Genomic DNA, 16,865 nt, shown 5'->3' with positions numbered 1-16,865 from the left:
TCTATATTGCCATAATAAAAGGGCTTCAACCCGGTCTGACCGAAGTAACTCCCGGCAAAGAAAGCCATTTCCATGAAAGCCCTCCTCGTCTACCCGGAGTATCCGGACACCTTCTGGAGTTTTAAGCATGCCTTAAAATTCATCCTTAAAAAGGCCAATGTCCCGCCCCTGGGGCTACTGACAGTGGCCGCCCTGTTGCCCAAGGACTGGACACTTAAGCTGGCGGACCTCAACCTGGAAAAACTGAAAGAAAAGGACATTGCTTGGGCCGATCTGGTGCTGATCAGCGCCATGGACGCCCAGCGGCCCTCGGTCCGGCGGATAGTGAAATTGTGCAGGAAGCACGGAGTAAAAACAGTGGCCGGCGGCCCGCTGTTCTCGGCCAACCCCCAGGATTTTCCCGATATCGACCACCTGGTGCTGAAGGAGGCGGAGATCACCCTGCTCCTTTTCCTGTCCGATCTGGAGAAAGGCTGTCCCCAGCATATCTATGACACCGACCAGTGGGCCGACCTGGAAAGATCGCCCCGTCCCTTGTGGGAACTGGCCGACGCCAGAAAATATTCCTCCATGAACCTCCAGTATTCCCGGGGCTGCCCCTATAACTGCGATTTCTGCGACATCTCACTGCTTTACGGCCGGGTGCCCCGTGCCAAGAGTGCCGGGCAGATCACCGGCGAACTGGAGGCCCTTTACAAGATGGGATGGAGGGGAGGGGCCTTCATAGTGGACGACAACTTCGTGGGCAACAAGGCCCGTCTGAAGACCGAGGTGCTGCCCCGGATCATCACCTGGATGGAGGAGCACAAGCATCCATTCACGTTCATCACCCAGGCCTCCATAGAGATGACCGACGACGATGAACTGCTGTCTCTGATGGCCCGGGCCGGATTCGACCAGGTGTTCGTGGGCATAGAGACCCCGGACGAGGACAGCCTGAAGGAATGCGGGAAGTACCAGAACAGGGACCGGGACCTGATCGCCAGCGTAAAAAAGATACAGGGCTACGGCATCCAGGTCCACGCCGGGTTCATCGTGGGCTTCGACAGCGACCCCAAGAGCATCTTTGACACCCAGATAAAGTTCATTCAGCAGAGCGGGATCGCCACCGCCATGGTCAGCCTGCTAAACGTTCTTCCCAAGACCAAACTTTACTGGCGGCTCAGAGACCAGAACCGTCTGACCACGGCCTTCTCCGGGGACAACACCGATTTTAACCTGAATTTCATCCCCAAGATGGGCCCGGACCAACTGCTGGATGGTTACAAAAAGATAGTCAGCACCGTTTACTCGCCCCGGAACTATTACCGGAGGCTCAGGATCTTTTTGAGGGAATACCAACCGGTGAGGGTGCAGAAGCCCAGGTTCAGCTTCTCCCGGCTGGCTGCCTTTGCTAGTTCCATCGTGGTGCTGGGAGTGTGGGGAAGGGAGCGTTTTCAGTACTGGGGACTGGTATTCTGGACCCTGTTTAAAAGGCCGAAACTGTTTCCCACCGCCATCACCTTGACCATCTACGGTTACCATTTCCGGAAAGTGTTCAACTGCTGAAAGATTTAAGGGAATTGCCCAAAGCCCGGTCTTAAAGACCGGGCTTTTTTGCTTGTAAAGCCCCAATAATTAATATAAAATATCCCCATGTACCTTTCTTCGGAAATAATTAAAGCCATTAACTCCTCCGGCCGGCTTTACGAGGTGGGCGGGGCGGTGCGCGACCGCATCCGCTTTGCCCTTGATGATTCGGGCAGCATAGACCAGGAGAGCTTTTCCCAATTCCAGCCGGAAGAGGTGGATTATCTGGTCACCGGCATTCCGATGGACGAGCTGACCAGACTGCTAAAGCAATTCGGCCGGGTGGAACTGGTGGGACGGTCATTTGGCGTGATCAAATATAAATTGCAGATTGCAGATTGCAAATTCAAGACGTTTGACATTGCCCTGCCGCGCCGGGAGCAAAGCACCGGACCGGGTCACCGGGATTTTGCGGTGGAGTATGACCCAAATATTCCGGTGGAGCAGGATCTGGGGCGGAGGGACTTTACCGTCAACGCCATGGCGCTGCAACTGCAAACTGCAAACTGCAAACTGCAGAATTCGGAATTGATAGATCCATATGATGGACTTCAGGATGTCAAGGACAAACTGATCCGGATGGTCTCGCCGAATGCCTTTGCCGAGGACCCCCTGCGGATGCTGCGAGCCTGTCAGTTCGCCGCCCGGCTGGGGTTCTCGGTCGAGGAAAAGACCTTCAAGTCCATCAGGAAGAACGCCAAACTTATCACTACCGTTTCCCCTGAGCGGATCCAGCAGGAGCTGAACAAGATGCTGATGTCCGATCAGCCATCCATCGGCCTGTGGCTGATGCAGCGCAGCGGCCTGCTCAAAATATTGCTGCCCGAGCTGGAACAGGGGGTGGATGTCACCCAGCCAGGAGGCTTTCACCGCTACAAAGTTTTTGAACACTCCATCAAAACCGCGGACTTCGCTCCCAAAACTCTGGAACTGCGTTTGGCGGCCCTGCTGCATGACGCGGCCAAGCCCCAATGCCGGGAGATCGTGGAAGGCGGGGCCCATTTTTACGGCCACGACAAACTGGGGGCAAAAATGGCCGGAGAGATCCTGGCCCGGTTGAAATACTCCGGTCAGATCACCTCCCGGGTCACCGGGCTTATCGCCAAACACATGTTCGCCGTGCCGGAGACCGGCAAGGGATTAAGGCGGCTGATATCCAAGACCGGCCTGGAGGGCCTGGAAGACCTGATCGGGCTGCGCCGGGCCGACATCCTGGCCCAGGGCATGGAGGGCGATACGGGTTACCTGGAATCCTTCAAACAGGCCGTCAAAGAGGAACTCGGCAAAAAACCGGCCTTTTCCCTCAAGGACCTGAAAATTGACGGGAACGACCTGATGAAGGAACTGGACCTTGCCCCGGGGCCGGAAATGGGGCGGATATTGAAACAGCTTTTTGAAATGGTGCTGGAGAATCCCAAAAACAACCGCAAAACCTTTCTTTTAAAAGAAGCCCGGCGGCTGGCCGGCCAACCTTGACGCTGGCGGTTATATTTGTTATAATTACTTTCTGTATCCCCCGGTTTTTTCAAGGTTTGCGAGGGTGGCGGAACTGGCAGACGCGCCAGACTTAGGATCTGGTGCCGTAAAAGGCATGGGGGTTCAAATCCCCCCCTTCGCACCAATCTGCGTAACTATAATGTCATTCTGAGAAATACTTACCGGCTTCGGCCCTCGAAGAATCCGGTTAATTTCAAAGAAATCCTTCTTCCAGCCAATGATGGAGCCGGGCTCAGGATGACACAGAATAATCATAAAGGAGATATTTTGAAGGTCGAGTTAAAGGAACCAAAGGTTTGGCAGCGCGTTTTTGAGATCGAGGTGCCGGGCGAGCAGGTCAGGGCCGCCATCGAAGAACTTTATCTGGATTACAGCCGCAATGCCAAGATCCCCGGGTTCCGCCCGGGCAAGGTCCCGCGCACCGTGCTGGAGGCCCGTTTCGGCAAGGGTATCGAGGCCGAGGCCATCGAGCGGCTGGTGCCGGAATCCTACGAAAAGGCCCTGGTGGACCACAAGATCGTGCCCATCAACCGGGCCGAGATCTCGGACCTGGACTTCACTTCCGACCGGAGCATCAAGTTCAAGGCCACTTTTGAAGTGCTGCCCCCGGTGACCATAAAGCAGTATAAGGGCTTGCCGGCCACCAAGCGTCTGCGCAAGATATCCGGCCTGGATGTGGACCGGGAGATAGAGTACCTGCAGGGGCTGTATGCCGAATACAAACAGACCGATAACCCGGCCAAGGACGGCGACCGGCTGATCATAGATTTCGTTCCGGTTTCCGGCCTGGACAACCCAGAAAAATCCAAGGGCCAGAACTATCCGGTGGATCTGGGCACGCCCCAGGTACTGCCGGAGTTCAACAAGAACCTGGTCGGGACCAAAGCCGGGGTCATAAAGGATATCACCGTCAAGTACCCCGACGATTACCAGGGCGGCGGATTGGCCGGCAAGGAAGCGGTGTTCAAGGTCACGGTCAAGGAGGTGCGGGAAAAGCACCTGCCGGTGCTGGATGACGAATTTGCCAAAAAGGTCAGCGAGTACCAGACACTGGCCGAGCTGAAGGAAAAGATCAAGAACGGGCTGGAGTCCCGCTCCAACTCCGAGGCCGCCGAGGGGGTGAGGGTCCAGGTGCTGCAGAAAATGATAGAGGACAACCCGATGGAACTGCCCCAGTCGCTGGTCAAGAGTGAACTGGAGAAGATGGTGGCCGATGCCAAGGAGCGCCACCACCACCAGCATAAGCACCAGGACGGCAAGGAATGCCAGGACTGTCCCGATGACGCCAAGCTGAAGGAACAGTACCAGCCCATAGCCGAGTGGAAGATAAAGGAGGAGCTGCTGCTGGCTGAGGTGGCCCGGCAGGAGAAGATAGTGGCTTCAGAGGCAGAGCTGGAAGAAGCCTTTGCCGACCTGGCCCGCTATTACCGGAAAACAACCGAGGAGATCAAGGCCACCTTCAGCTCCAGCCAGGACCGGCTGGACGACCTGAAGGACCGGATAGCGGTGACCAAGGCCGGCAAACTGGTGGCCGAAGCGGCCGCGGTCAAGGAAGAATTCATCGAGGGGCCCAAGTAGAACACCCACCCACTAAAGACACGAAAATTTCCAATAACCTCATACCCGCGAAAACGGGAATTTAAAAGAGGAAAAACAATGAGCTTAGTCCCATTTGTGATCGAGCAGAGTGGCCGCGGCGAACGGGCCTACGACATCTATTCCCGGCTGCTAAAGGACCGGATCATCTTCATCGGCTCGCCCATCGACGACGTGGTGGCCAACCTGATCATCGCCCAGCTTCTGTTCCTGGAGGCCGAGGACCCGGAAAAAGACATCCAGTTCTACATCAACTCCCCCGGTGGGTCGGTCACCTCGGGCATGGCCATCTACGACACCATCCAGTACATCAAGTCCGACGTGGTCACCATCTGCATGGGGATGGCTGCCAGCATGGGGGCCCTGCTTCTGGCCGCAGGGGCCAAGGGCAAGCGCTTTGCCCTGCCCAATTCCCGGATCATGATCCACCAGCCGCTGGGCGGGGTCCAGGGCCAGGCCACCGACATCGACATCCACGCCAAGGAGATCCTTTTGATCCGGGAGAAGCTCAACGGCATACTGGCCCACCATACCGGGCAGTCGGTGGAGAGGATCGCCAAGGACACCGATCGGAACTTCTGGATGTCGTCCGACGAGGCCAAGGAGTACGGGATCATAGACGATATCATGAAGACCAGGGTCCATGCCCTGAAGAACGAGGATAAAAAGTAACCTGCTCCAATATTTCACAAAAGCCGTCCCGCTGTCCAGCGGGGCGGCTTTGTTTTGTCCTTGCTTTTAAGCATCCAGCGTTGTAAAATACTTATCTATGCGCATTACCATTTTCATATCCCTTTTCATCGTGCTTTTGGCGGGCTGTCTGTTTGCCGGGCCGATAGACATCGCCCGCCTGAAATACGGCGGAGGCGGCGACTGGTACAACGATCCCGAGGAGGAGACCAATCTGCTGAAAGAGTTCTCGGCCAGCACCGGGGTCAGCGTCAATGCAGGGAAGGTCTCGTTTTCGGCCGCCGATGACGACCTGTTCATGCACCCCTTCCTGTTCATCACCGGGCACGGGGAGATAAAGTTTACCGCCCGCGAAGTGGAGCGGCTGAGGCTGTTTTTGACCTCGGGCGGCTTTCTCTACGCCGACGACGACTACGGGATGGATGTTTCCTTCCGCCGGGAGCTGAAGCGGGTGTTCCCGGAATCTGAACTGCAGGAACTTCCGCCGGATCATCCGTTGTTCACCTGCTACTACGACCTCTCCGCCGGACTGCCCAAGATCCACGAACACGAAAAGGGGCGGCCCAAAGCCTACGGATTATTTTACCAGGGGCGGCTGGTGGTCTTTTACACTTTCAACACAAATATTTCAGATGGCTGGACCAACGACCACAACGACCCGCCCGAGACCAGGGAACAGGCGGTCAAGGTGGGGATAAATATATTGTGGTACGCGCTGACCAGGCCGTGAGTCCTGGACAACCATGGAACTAACCAGACAGGATTAACATGATTTACGGAGGTTAATACCCTAAAATCCTAAATGAAAATCCAATCAGCGCAGGAGACATGGAGAACAAAAGGTGCCAACCCCGGTATGTCGCGTTAAGAACCATCAGTGAGCATCGCAGTTGACGGCGGTTAAAAGCTTGTCTGGCGTGTTTGAGGGCATGGCCAAAGCCCGAGTTCAGACAAGCCCGCTGGCAACGAGAAGCGCAGCGCGGGCCCGCTGAAGCCCTGCTTGCCCGCCGAAGCTATACGTAGGCAGGGCGTAAGCGTGGCCCGGATAGTTCTTTGCGACGAGCTTTTTCTTTTGGTTATTTGCTTTTTGGCGGTACAAAAAGAAAAGAATTTAATCGGGCTAAATCAGGATTTTTGCCATATCTGTTACATACATTCTACTTTTCCTGAGCAAGTTAGATATTCATTTACTGCAAACCATGAAAGACGAACAGATCCAAATCAAATCGCGCAACATTCCCATCATGTATGCCACTACGGCCATAGGCGGGATGCTGTTCTTTCTGCCGGTGCTGGCCTTGTATTTCCAAAGTAAATTATACACCGCCACCAATGTGGCCCTGGTATTTTCCATCGAAGCCATCTGCCTGGTTTTGTTCGAAGTTCCCACCGGCGCAGTGGCCGACCTGTTCGGCCGTAAAAGGACGCTCATTCTCAGCCGGGTGGCCGATCTGTCGGGTTTGGCCTTCCTCTATTTTGCCAGGTCCATGCCGATGTTCGTTGGTTATGCTGTTTTTAACGCCCTGGCCCGCAGCCTTTCCAGCGGGACGGAAAGCGCTATTATCTATGACACATTAAAGGAAGAAGGCAGGGAACAGGATTATAAAAAGATAATCGGTATCAATTACGCCCTTTGGCCTTTGGGCGCTTCGGCCGGCTCGATAATCGGGGGATACCTGGCCAAAGATTCACTGCAACTTCCAGTACTCTGGACATTTGTTCCGGTAACAATGGCCTTGGCGGGATGTTTTTTTTTGACGGAACCCCGGTATCAAAGGGTGGAACATCGGAACATTTTAAAGCATATGAAAGACGCGTTCAGGACCATTTCCGGGAACAAACAGTTACTAGTGCTGATCTCGGCTTCCCTGGTCATGATGTCGCTGGGGGAAACGATACATTACCTGAATCCATTGTACTTCAAATTCAAATTGATACCCATACAGCATTTCGGTTATATCTCAGCGCTTACCTACGGGCTTTCATCGCTGGGGCATTATCTTTCGCACAATTTTGCCAAGCGGCTGGGAGACAAAGTATCTTTGATCATCATAACGTTGATATCCCCCATCCTGACGCTGGCCGCCACCTTTGCCGGAGGCTGGGGTACGGTGGTCTTGTTCACCCTGCCATCGATCTGCTTCGGACTGAAGAACCCGGTGATAGACCATCTGTTGAACAAAGAGATATCATCCGGCCAAAGGGCCACGATCATCTCCGCCAATAGTTTTGCCAGCCAGCTGGGGATTGCGGCGGCGGCCCCGTTGTTCGGGTTCATTGCCCAGACCTTTAACATCAACCGGGCGGTCCAAGCCGGTTCCTTAGTGCTGATGGCGGTTCCCTTGATGCTGCTGCTATTGAAGGGCAAGGAATAAACAAAACAACTTGAATGAAATCCACCACTGACAACATAGGGCCGGTAAAGAGCGGATTACAGGCCGCCACCAGCCGCTTTAAAACAGCCGGTCTGCTGAGATCGGGGATATTTGCCGTGGCCCTTTCCCTGGGCTGGGCGCTTCTGTGGCATTGCCTGGATGTGCTGCTGATCCTGCCTTCCAGTGCCAGATCTTTTGCAGCCCGGTCTTCGCTGTTTCTGGCCGCAGCCGACGTTATCTACCTGCTCTATCACCTGTTCAAACCGGCCTCCCCAAAAACGATCGCCGCCATGATCGAAGCCAGGGTCCCGGAAATGCGCCAGGAGCTTTCCACCGCCCTGCAGTGGGAGGATGCCCAACTGTCCATAGAAGGTTATTCCCCGGACCTGTTGCAGGCCTTGCAGGACAAGATGGCAAGAGAGCTGGACCAGCTTGACCACAAGAAAATATTCCCCGGACCGTCACCGAAGATCAAAGGAGCAGCACTGGCTTTGTCCGCGGTGCTGGCCCTGACCCTGCTGGTCTGGCCCGATTCCTGCAAACTAACCTGGCAAAGGTTCCATGATCCCAACGGCATCTGCGGCGACTGGGATGGGATCCAGATCCTGCCCGGCCATGCCCTGCTGGCCAGAGGAGAAACTTTTACTGCGGAATTGTCTTTGGCCAACCCGGACAGTTCGAGGTTTGACCTGTTGGTCCAAGAGCACAATAAGTCTCAGAGAATAAAATTCCAGGATGCCGGGAGCGGACGTTTGTCCGCAAGAGTGGAGAATGGAAACGAAGCCTTTGGCTACCGCATCATTCAGGGCCGCAGGCAGAGCGCAGAATATTCAGTTCAGGTCTACCAGCCCCTGACCCTGAGCTATCTCAGACTGGAGATATTCCCCCCGGCCTACACCGGAATCCGTTCCTATTCCCAGGAGAACGACGGCAGCATCACCGCGCCCAGGGGAACCAAAGTATCGCTGACAGCCCGGGCCAGCCAGCCCCTGCAATCGGCCGGGATGATCCACGACGACGGTTTGGTAAGCAAGGCCCAGGATATCAAGGATAGTTTGTTCAAGCTGAGTTTCAAGGTTCAAAAAGATTCACGATATCATCTTTGGGCCAAAGGCGGGACAGGGGACACTCTGTTGCATGGCCTGGAATATGCCATCACCGCGTTGGAGGATTCGCGGCCCGCCGCCGAGATCCTGGCCCCGGCCGATGACAGCCCCCTGCCCGAAGGGATGTTGGCGGAGATCCGGCTCAGGTTCTCCGATGATTACGGCTTAAGCCGGGCCGTGCTTCATATCCAGGATACTCAATTCGAGAAGCTTTACCAAATAAAAATATCTTCTGCCGTTTCCGACACCCAGGTGTTATTTACATGGAACAGTTCCGAGTCCTTCCTGCTGCCGGGAGACTCGGTGCTTTACTGGGCCGAGGTCTGGGACAACGATGCGGTCAGCGGCCCCAAAAACTCAAAGTCCAATATCCAGAAATTCCGGGTGCCCACCAAAGAGGAATTCTTTAAGTCGGCGGCCCAGGCCGACTCGGCCTACCAGCAGAACCTGGACCAGGCCCAAAAGCAGAACCAGTCCCTAAAACAGGAGATGGAGCGCTTAAGCCAGGCGGTGAAGGAGAACCGCAAGATGGACTGGCAGCAGAAGGCTGCGGTGGAAGAGGCTTTGAAGAAGCAGGAGGAGCTGGTCAGCCGGATGGAGCAGACCGCCGAGCAGGCCCGCCAGGACGTGAAACAGCAGGCCCAGGGCTTTAAGTTCGATCCCCAGACCGTGGAAAAACTGGCCGAGCTGAAAGAGCTGTTTGACCAGGTGGCCAGCGAGGAGATGCGCAAGTCGATGGAGCAGATGCAGCAGGCTTTGCAGAACATGGACCGGAAACAGATAGAGCAGGCCCTGGAGAATTTCAAGCTGTCCCAGGAGGAGTTCCAGCAAAAGCTGGATGCGGCCATCGCCTCGCTCAAGGAACTCAAGCAGGAGCGGATGCTGTCCCTGCTCAAACAGGAAACGGACAGGATGGCGGCGGAGCAGAAGGCCGTCAAGGACAGTCTGGCAAAAGATCCCGGCAAAGAAGCCTCAAGCAACCTCAAACAGCGGCAGGAACAGCTGGCCAGGGACCTGGAAACCTCACTTCAGCAGATGAACGAACTGGCCAAGCAGATGAACGAGGGGAACCGCGAGGCCTCGCAGAAGATGCAGCAGGCCATGCAGAAGGCTCAAGAACAGAAGACCTCCCAAAAGATGCGCCAGGCCGGGCAGAAAATGGAATCCAACCAGAACCGGGAAGCCCAGGAACTTCAGCAGGAAGCGTTGACAGATCTGACCGAACTATCGGCCGGACTGCAGAGCGCCAAGAACACCATGGGCTCCCAGCGCAGCAAGGCGGCCTCAAAAGCAATGCGGGACAAGGCTAAGGAACTGATAAAGCTTTCCCAGCAGCAGGAACAGCTCAACCAGAGGATCCAAAATAGTTCGGACGACCCGGCCGAACTGGCCTGGAGACAGCAGGTCTTGCAGAGACAATCTGCACGGGTCAAACAGAAATTGGACGAACTGACCAGGAAGAACTTCCTTCTTTCGCCTCAGGCGGCCCAGGCCCTGCAGGAGGCCGGCAGGCAGATGGAGAATTCCGCCCGGTCCCTTTCCGAAGGCCGGGGCCAGCAGGCCGGGATCAGCGGCAAGGCGGCTCAGGGGCTCTTGAACCAGTCGGCCGCGGCCTTGATCCAGTCTTCTTCCAAAAGCGGCGGGTCCTCGGGGTCCGGCGACATGCTGGGCGATCTGGAGGGCATGTCCGGGATGCAGCAGAACATCAACCAGGCCAGCCAGGGGCTGATGCCCATGCCGGGCGGGGAGCAGGGCGGGATGTCCCAGCAAGCCCGCAGCCAGATGGCCCGGCTGGCCGCCGAACAGGAGGCGGTGCGCCAGGGGATGGAGGAGTTCAACCAGAAATACGGGGGCCGGCCGGACCGGGCCGGAAATCTGGACGACATGGCGCAGGAAATGGAGAAGGTGGTGGAGGACCTGAAGAAGAATAAAGTTGACCGACAGACCATAGATCGGCAGGAGAGGATACTGGCCCGGATGCTCTCGGCCGGGCATTCGTTAAAGGAGCAGGACACTTCGCCCCAGCGGCAGGCCCAGCCGGGAGAATACCAGGTGCCGGGCCGGCCGGCAAAGCCCAACCAGGGCGACCCGGCCTGGAAGAATCTGCCGGACTGGAGAAACCAGCCGTATCCGCTGGAATACAGGGAATTGCTGGAGAAGTATTATAGGTCGCTGGGACGGTGAATTGCCACCCTTCGATATACTCAGGGTAAACCCTTCGCTTGTGAAATTCAATGTCATGCTCAGGGCAGGCTTCCGGCACAGAGACACAGAGGAACAATAAACTGGGTACAGAGGGTGTCACTGCGAGAAAGCTTCCGTGCCAGGCAGACAAATCAGTCCACCTTTTATTTAAGCAATTACACGATAGAATCATGTTCCCCAAAATACCATTAATATTACTTTTGTTTTTCTCCGCCGCTTCAATTCAGGCCCAAAAGCCTGACCAAAAGCTGTGGCAGGAGGCCGCGGCATTGGCCAAATCCGGCCAGCATTCCACCGCGCTGGAAAAATACCAGACAGCCTTGAACCCGGTCAAGGACCAAAACATCTTCCGGCAGGCGGCCACAATATTACAGAACAGCGGGGCCAAGGACGAGCATTTGAAGCTCTATCTTTGGAGCCGCAAAACTTTAAAAGACAAAAAGGCCTTTGCCCGGGAGCTGGCCGAGATCTACTCGGCCCAATTAAGCTACCCCCAGGCCTTGCCCGAATGGGCCGTAACTTTTGAAACCCTGCCCGATATTGCCCGGCTTAAGATAGAGGAGATCGCCCCGGTGTTCGGCTTCCTGCCCACCGCCAAACTGCTGGAGGATGCCGGTGAGTCCAAGAGCGACGACTGGCAGGCTCTATTGGCCGGTCTTTATCTTAAAGGCTCCGATCTTAAGCAGGCCTGGGATCACTGTAAAAAGATCAAAGACAAAAATGTCTCGGGAACGATCCTGCGGCGGCTTTTGAATGCCCCCGGCCTTTCCTCTAACCTGGCCATTGATATCGTAACTGAATACATCTCCCAAGAACCCCCGGACAAGAATTACTGGCAACACCGTCTGGCCGGATTGCTGGCAGAGAACGGCCAAACCGATAAGGCCGAACAGGTCTACCGCAGTATGAATGACGGCCGGGCCGGGCTGGAGCTGTCCCGGCTGTTGCTAGAGCAAAGCCATAAGCCTGATGAAGCGCTGGAGATCGTCAAAAGCAAGCAAAGAACCTGGTCCGATTCCCTGAAAACCGAAGGCCAGTTCCTAAAGGCCCGCTGCTTCATCGCCCTGGACCTGCCCGACAGCGCCAAGGCAATTTACTCTGCGCTCAGCGATTCCGCCAAACCCGTAAATGTACGCCAACCGGCCCTGTTCCATTCCGGGGAGCAGTCCCTGATGAACTGTGACTTTGATGGCGCTCTGGCATTCTACCGGCAGGCATCCTTGCTGGGTTCGGATAACGATGTGGTCAACGACGCCCTGTCACGATTACTCTTGATTAGTGACCATAAAACTGATAAAATAAATCTTTTACAGGAATGGGCCAAGGGGTTCAAATATCAGAACCAGTTCAGGTATCCCCAGGCGGAAACGTCATATAAAAAGGTGATCCAAAGCGACACCTCGGGACAATTGTCCGACCTGTCCCTTTACGGTCTGGCCGGGATGTCTTTAAGCGAAGGGGACCACAAAAAAGCGGCCGAGTACTGGGGCAGGCTGTTCAGCACATCCCAAGATTCCTTGCTGGCGGCCGAAGCCTGCTACCAAAGGGGCCTGCTGTTAAGGGATAAGTTATCCGTTCCCAAGGAAGCCATAAAGTGCTGGGAGGAAGGGGTCATCAAATATCCAGCCACCTCCTGGGCCGAGCTGATGCGCGAGGAATTGGGGCGGGGCAAAACAACCCAAAAATGAAAGATTGTTCTTCCTCTGCCGGGGGAGAATAGGGATAGCCGTAAACCTAAACTCAACCCCTTCGCTTCCCCTTCTCTTACTCTAAGATAGTCCTAATTTATCCAAGAGAAGGGGACAGAGGGGATGAGTTCCAAAGAAAACCATGTTCTATAGCTTCTGAACCAACAATATATCAGGCTTTACTACTTTACTACTTTACTACTTTGTACATTAATACTTTTAAAATATAAAAATTAAGGAACCATCATGGCCAAAGAGCACAAGCTTTTAATGAACCCTAAGTCGATCTGGGAGACAGCCAAGGAAAGCGACAAGAAGAATTTCTTTGCCCTGGCCAAGGATTACTCGGTATTTCTGGACGAGGGCCGCACCGAAAGGATGGCGGTGGATTTCCTGACCAGGCTGGCCCAAAAGCACGGTTTCGTTCCGCTGGAAAAGCAGAAAAAATGGCAGGCCGGGGCCCGGGTCTACGCCCTCAATCATAGCAAGAACATAGTGCTGGCGGTGCTGGGCAAAAAGCCCCTGGAGCAAGGCGCCAACTTGATCGCCTCGCACCTGGACGCCCCCCGGGTGGACCTGAAGCAGAACCCGCTCTATCAGGACGAGGAGCTGCAGATGGCCCTGCTGCGGACCCACTATTACGGCGGGGTCAAGAAATACCAGTGGGTCAACGTACCGCTGGGGCTGTTCGGCCGGGTGGTCCGCCGGGACGGCACTTACGTGGACATCGCCCTGGGAAAGGATCCGGACGATCCCTGTCTGGTGATCCCCGACATTCTGCCCCACCTCAACAAGAAGGATCAGTCCGAGCGCAAGGCCGGCGAGGTAATCAAGGGCGAGGAGATGCTCTTGATCTGCGGCGGGATCCCGGTGGCCGACCAGGACGTCAAGCAGAGGGTCAAGGCCGCGGTGATGGAGCACCTGCACAAGCTGTACAAGATGGAGGAAGAGGATTTCGTCAGCGCCGAGCTGGAAGCCGTGCCGCTGACCCCGGCCCGCTTTGTGGGCTTCGACAAGAGCTTTCTGGGCGGCTACGGCCAGGACGACAAGATCTGCTCCTATACCTCGGTCCGGGCCATCTTCGACGTAAAAGTCCCGGAGCGGACCGCGGTGGCCATCTGCGTGGACAAGGAGGAGATAGGCTCCGAGGGCAACACGGGGATGCAGTCCAATTTCATCGTCAATTTCCTGGGCGACCTGATGGCCCTGGCCGAACCGAAGTACTCCGAAAGCAGCCTGCGCAAGTGCCTGGCCAACAGCCATTGCCTGTCGGGCGACGTCAGCGCGGCGGTGGAGCCGAACTTCAAGGGGGTGCACGAGATGTCCAACGCCTGCCGGGCCGGCTTTGGGATAGCCATCACCAAGTACACCGGCCACGGCGGCAAGGGCGGGGCCAGCGACGCCAACGCCGAGTTCGTGGGCCATGTCCGCAAAGTATTCAACCAGGCCGGGGTGCCCTGGCAGGCGGCGGTGCTGGGCAAGGTGGACGAGGGCGGCGGCGGAACGGTGGCCAAGTACCTGGCCAAGTACGGAATGAACGTGCTGGACTGCGGCCCGGGGCTGTTATCCATGCACTCTCCGTTCGAGCTGGTCTCGGTGGCCGACCTGCATGCTTCGTATCTGGGGTACAAGGCGTTTCTGGTCAACGGCTGACCTGTTTGCCTTTGCGACCGGCAGACAGCCATAGACTAAAATTCCCTTGAATCCCCTTTCCATTTAAGCTATAATTAAAGGTCAGGGTCAAAACAAACCGGCCGTCCCTGACCTCTAACTTTTACAAAAAATCCAAGTACAAATAAGCAGCAGGGAGAAAAATCGTTATGGTCATGCAAATGATGCGCCGCAAAATGAAGGCTATCATGTGGGTAGTGGTGGTCACCTTCGTGGTGGGATTCGTCTATGTCATCATGGGCACCGGCGGCAGCCTGGGAAAAAGGCAGGACAAGCTGGCCCGGGGCATAATCGGCGAAGTGGGCGGGCAGGAGATCTCCACCCGCCAGTACCAGCAGGCCCTGAGCCAAAGCCGGGAGCAGTACCGCAGCCGGTTCGGAGCCGATCCCGACGAGGCCACCTTCCGCCAGCTGGAGCAGGAGGCCTGGCAGTCGCTGCTGGGCTCGATGGTCCTGCAGCGGGCCTACCGCCAGTACGGGATCAGGGTATATGACGAGGAGATCGTTGGCATCATCAAGAACCGGCCTCCCAACGAGCTGATGCAGGATCCCCAGCTTATGACCAACGGCCAGTTCGACATGCAAAAATACCAGTCAATAATCTCCAACCCCCAGAACCTGGCCTGGCTGGTCAATTACGAGAATCAGCTGCGGGAACAGCTGCCCCAGCAGAAGCTGAACCTGCAGGTGCTGGCCGGGGTGCGGGTGACCGATCAGGAGATCATCAAAGCCTTCCAGGACCAGAATGAAAAGGTCAAGGCCAGCTTCATTGCTGTTGATCCGGGCAGGTTCTTCAACGCCCAGCAGGAAGTGGCCGCCGCCGAGATAGCGGCCTATTACAAGTCGCATCAGGACGATTTCAAGGCTCCGGAGCGGGTGAAGATCTCCTTCGTGGCTTTGATCAAGGAGCCCGCCGAAAAGGACCTGGCCGAGCTTAAACTGAAGATAGACGACATTTATGCCCAAGCGGCGAGACCCGGCGCCAACTTTGACACCCTGGCCATGGAATACTCCGAGGATCCGGGCTCGGCCGTCAACGGCGGCGATCTGGGATTCTTCGAGAAGGAGACCATGGACCCGGCTTTTGCCGAGGTGGCCTTCAAACTTTCGCCCAGGCAGATCTCAAAGCCATTCCAGAGCAGTTTTGGCTGGCACATAGTCAAGGTGGAGGAAAGAAAGACCGAAGCCGGAAAGCTCAAGGTAAGGGCCCGCCACATCCTGCTGCGCAAGCAACCGGGCGAGGAGACCCTGTCCCAGCTGCGCACCAAGGCCGAGGCCTTGGCGGAAAGGGCCAAAACTGAGGATTTTGAAAAGGCGGCCCAGGCCGAAGGATTGCAGGCCACACCCACCGGCTTTCTGCCCCGGGGTTCCTACATTCCGGGACTGGGCTCCTTCCCCGAGGCCCTCAACTTTGCCTTTGACGAAAAGGCCGGATCGGTGAGCCAGGTGATGGAGAACGAAGGAGCGCTGGTAGTGGTCCGGGTGCTGGAGAAACGCAAGGAGGGCATCCAGCCCCTGGCCGACGTGGAACAGCGCATTAAGATGACCATCATCAGAGAACGGGCCATGGACCAGGCCAAGGCCCTGGCCCAGCAGATAAAATCTTCCATCGATGCCGGGCAGACCATGCCGCAGGCCGCCGCCGCCGCCGGGGCCAGGTTCGACACCACCGCCCTGATCACCCGCGATGACATGGTGCCGGGTGTGGGCTCCCGCAACGAATTCTCCGGAGCGGCCTTCAACCAGCCTCTGGGGATAGTCGGCATCCCGGTGGCCACCGAATACGGGGTATATCTGATCCGGGTGGAAAAGCACATCATGCCCGACCAGGCCCTGCTCAGCCAGCAGGCCCCCCAGATCTCCCAGCAGCTGCTGCAGACCAAACAGCGCCAGGCCATGCAGCAGTGGTACAACTATTTCCAGAGCGGGCTGAAGATCAAGGATTACCGGGTTTCGGGGATCTAGCCTCCGGTATCTGCCAAATAAAAAACCGCCCCGCTGTCCTTCTTCGTCCCGTTTTGGCGGGATTATGGCGGACAATTTTGCGGGGCGGTTTTTTGTGGCCATACAAACTCAAAAACAAAAAAGCCAGACTTTCGTCTGGCTTGAAGATGTTCTGGTAGCGGCTCAGGGATTTGAACCCCGGACACGCGGATTATGATTCCGCTGCTCTAACCAACTGAGCTAAGCCGCCACTTGATCAAGAACCGGGGTCACGCTTTTCAGCTTTTGGTTCTTGTGGTCTATCCAAAGTAAAAGCCCAAGTATGTCTGCTTGGGCCGATGGCCTCGTCCCTAAGGCCCAATGTAATGGTAGCGGGGAGAGGATTTGAACCTCTGACCTTTGGGTTATGAGCCCAACGAGCTACCAGGCTGCTCCACCCCGCGACGTATTTCCACTATAAAATCCAATGATACCAAACTTTGGGGCCTAATGTCAAGGTAATTCTATCTGGGGCTTGACAGCCGG

At 56.1% G+C, this 16,865-nt stretch carries 10 protein-coding genes and 3 tRNA genes; 11 read left to right on the top strand and 2 right to left on the bottom strand.

Going from position 1 to position 16,865, the window contains the following annotated elements; translation table 11 throughout:
- The first annotated feature begins 72 nt into the window (after positions 1-72).
- From HZA73_10805 to HZA73_10755, 11 genes are all read left to right on the top strand, one after another.
- Positions 73-1,548 carry a DUF4070 domain-containing protein gene (locus tag HZA73_10805; protein MBI5806511.1) on the top strand — a complete coding sequence of 492 codons (1,476 nt, stop codon included), beginning with the start codon at positions 73-75 and terminating at the stop codon, positions 1,546-1,548.
- A gap of 87 nt (positions 1,549-1,635) precedes the next feature.
- The gene (locus tag HZA73_10800) at positions 1,636-3,045 is read left to right on the top strand and encodes an HD domain-containing protein (GenBank protein MBI5806510.1); all 1,410 of its coding nucleotides are present in this window, start codon (positions 1,636-1,638) and stop codon (positions 3,043-3,045) included.
- A gap of 58 nt (positions 3,046-3,103) precedes the next feature.
- Positions 3,104-3,190 (top strand) — tRNA-Leu (locus HZA73_10795).
- A gap of 143 nt (positions 3,191-3,333) precedes the next feature.
- Positions 3,334-4,644: a trigger factor gene (gene tig / locus HZA73_10790; GenBank protein MBI5806509.1), complete on the top strand. Its 1,311-nt coding sequence runs from the start codon at positions 3,334-3,336 to the stop codon at positions 4,642-4,644.
- 78 nt (positions 4,645-4,722) lie between these two features.
- Positions 4,723-5,334, top strand: coding sequence for an ATP-dependent Clp endopeptidase proteolytic subunit ClpP (gene clpP / locus HZA73_10785; GenBank protein MBI5806508.1), 612 nt, complete (start codon positions 4,723-4,725; stop codon positions 5,332-5,334).
- A 97-nt stretch (positions 5,335-5,431) separates the two neighbouring features.
- Entirely contained in the window at positions 5,432-6,082 is a 651-nt protein-coding gene (locus tag HZA73_10780) for a DUF4159 domain-containing protein (GenBank protein MBI5806507.1), read from the top strand.
- Between the two features lie 469 nt (positions 6,083-6,551).
- Positions 6,552-7,727: an MFS transporter gene (locus HZA73_10775; GenBank protein MBI5806506.1), complete on the top strand. Its 1,176-nt coding sequence runs from the start codon at positions 6,552-6,554 to the stop codon at positions 7,725-7,727.
- Positions 7,728-7,741: 14 nt separating this feature from the next.
- Positions 7,742-11,017 carry a hypothetical protein gene (locus tag HZA73_10770; GenBank protein ID MBI5806505.1) on the top strand — a complete coding sequence of 1,092 codons (3,276 nt, stop codon included), beginning with the start codon at positions 7,742-7,744 and terminating at the stop codon, positions 11,015-11,017.
- A gap of 191 nt (positions 11,018-11,208) precedes the next feature.
- Positions 11,209-12,726 carry a hypothetical protein gene (locus HZA73_10765; GenBank protein ID MBI5806504.1) on the top strand — a complete coding sequence of 506 codons (1,518 nt, stop codon included), beginning with the start codon at positions 11,209-11,211 and terminating at the stop codon, positions 12,724-12,726.
- A gap of 246 nt (positions 12,727-12,972) precedes the next feature.
- Positions 12,973-14,379 carry an aminopeptidase gene (locus HZA73_10760; protein ID MBI5806503.1) on the top strand — a complete coding sequence of 469 codons (1,407 nt, stop codon included), beginning with the start codon at positions 12,973-12,975 and terminating at the stop codon, positions 14,377-14,379.
- 167 nt (positions 14,380-14,546) lie between these two features.
- Positions 14,547-16,361, top strand: a complete 1,815-nt coding sequence (locus tag HZA73_10755) for a peptidylprolyl isomerase (GenBank protein MBI5806502.1) — start codon at positions 14,547-14,549, stop codon at positions 16,359-16,361.
- A gap of 152 nt (positions 16,362-16,513) precedes the next feature.
- On the opposite strand, the gene HZA73_10750 is transcribed toward HZA73_10755, so the two are convergent.
- Positions 16,514-16,590 (bottom strand) — tRNA-Met (locus tag HZA73_10750).
- A gap of 116 nt (positions 16,591-16,706) precedes the next feature.
- Positions 16,707-16,783: transfer RNA gene (locus HZA73_10745), tRNA-Met, on the bottom strand.
- Positions 16,784-16,865: the final 82 nt, after the last annotated feature.

The organism is candidate division TA06 bacterium, from assembly GCA_016235665.1.
GTDB lineage: Bacteria > Edwardsbacteria > AC1 > AC1 > EtOH8 > UBA5202.
The sequence above is the reverse complement of the archived record's forward strand: the minus strand, read 5'-3'. Positions and strand labels throughout refer to the sequence as shown.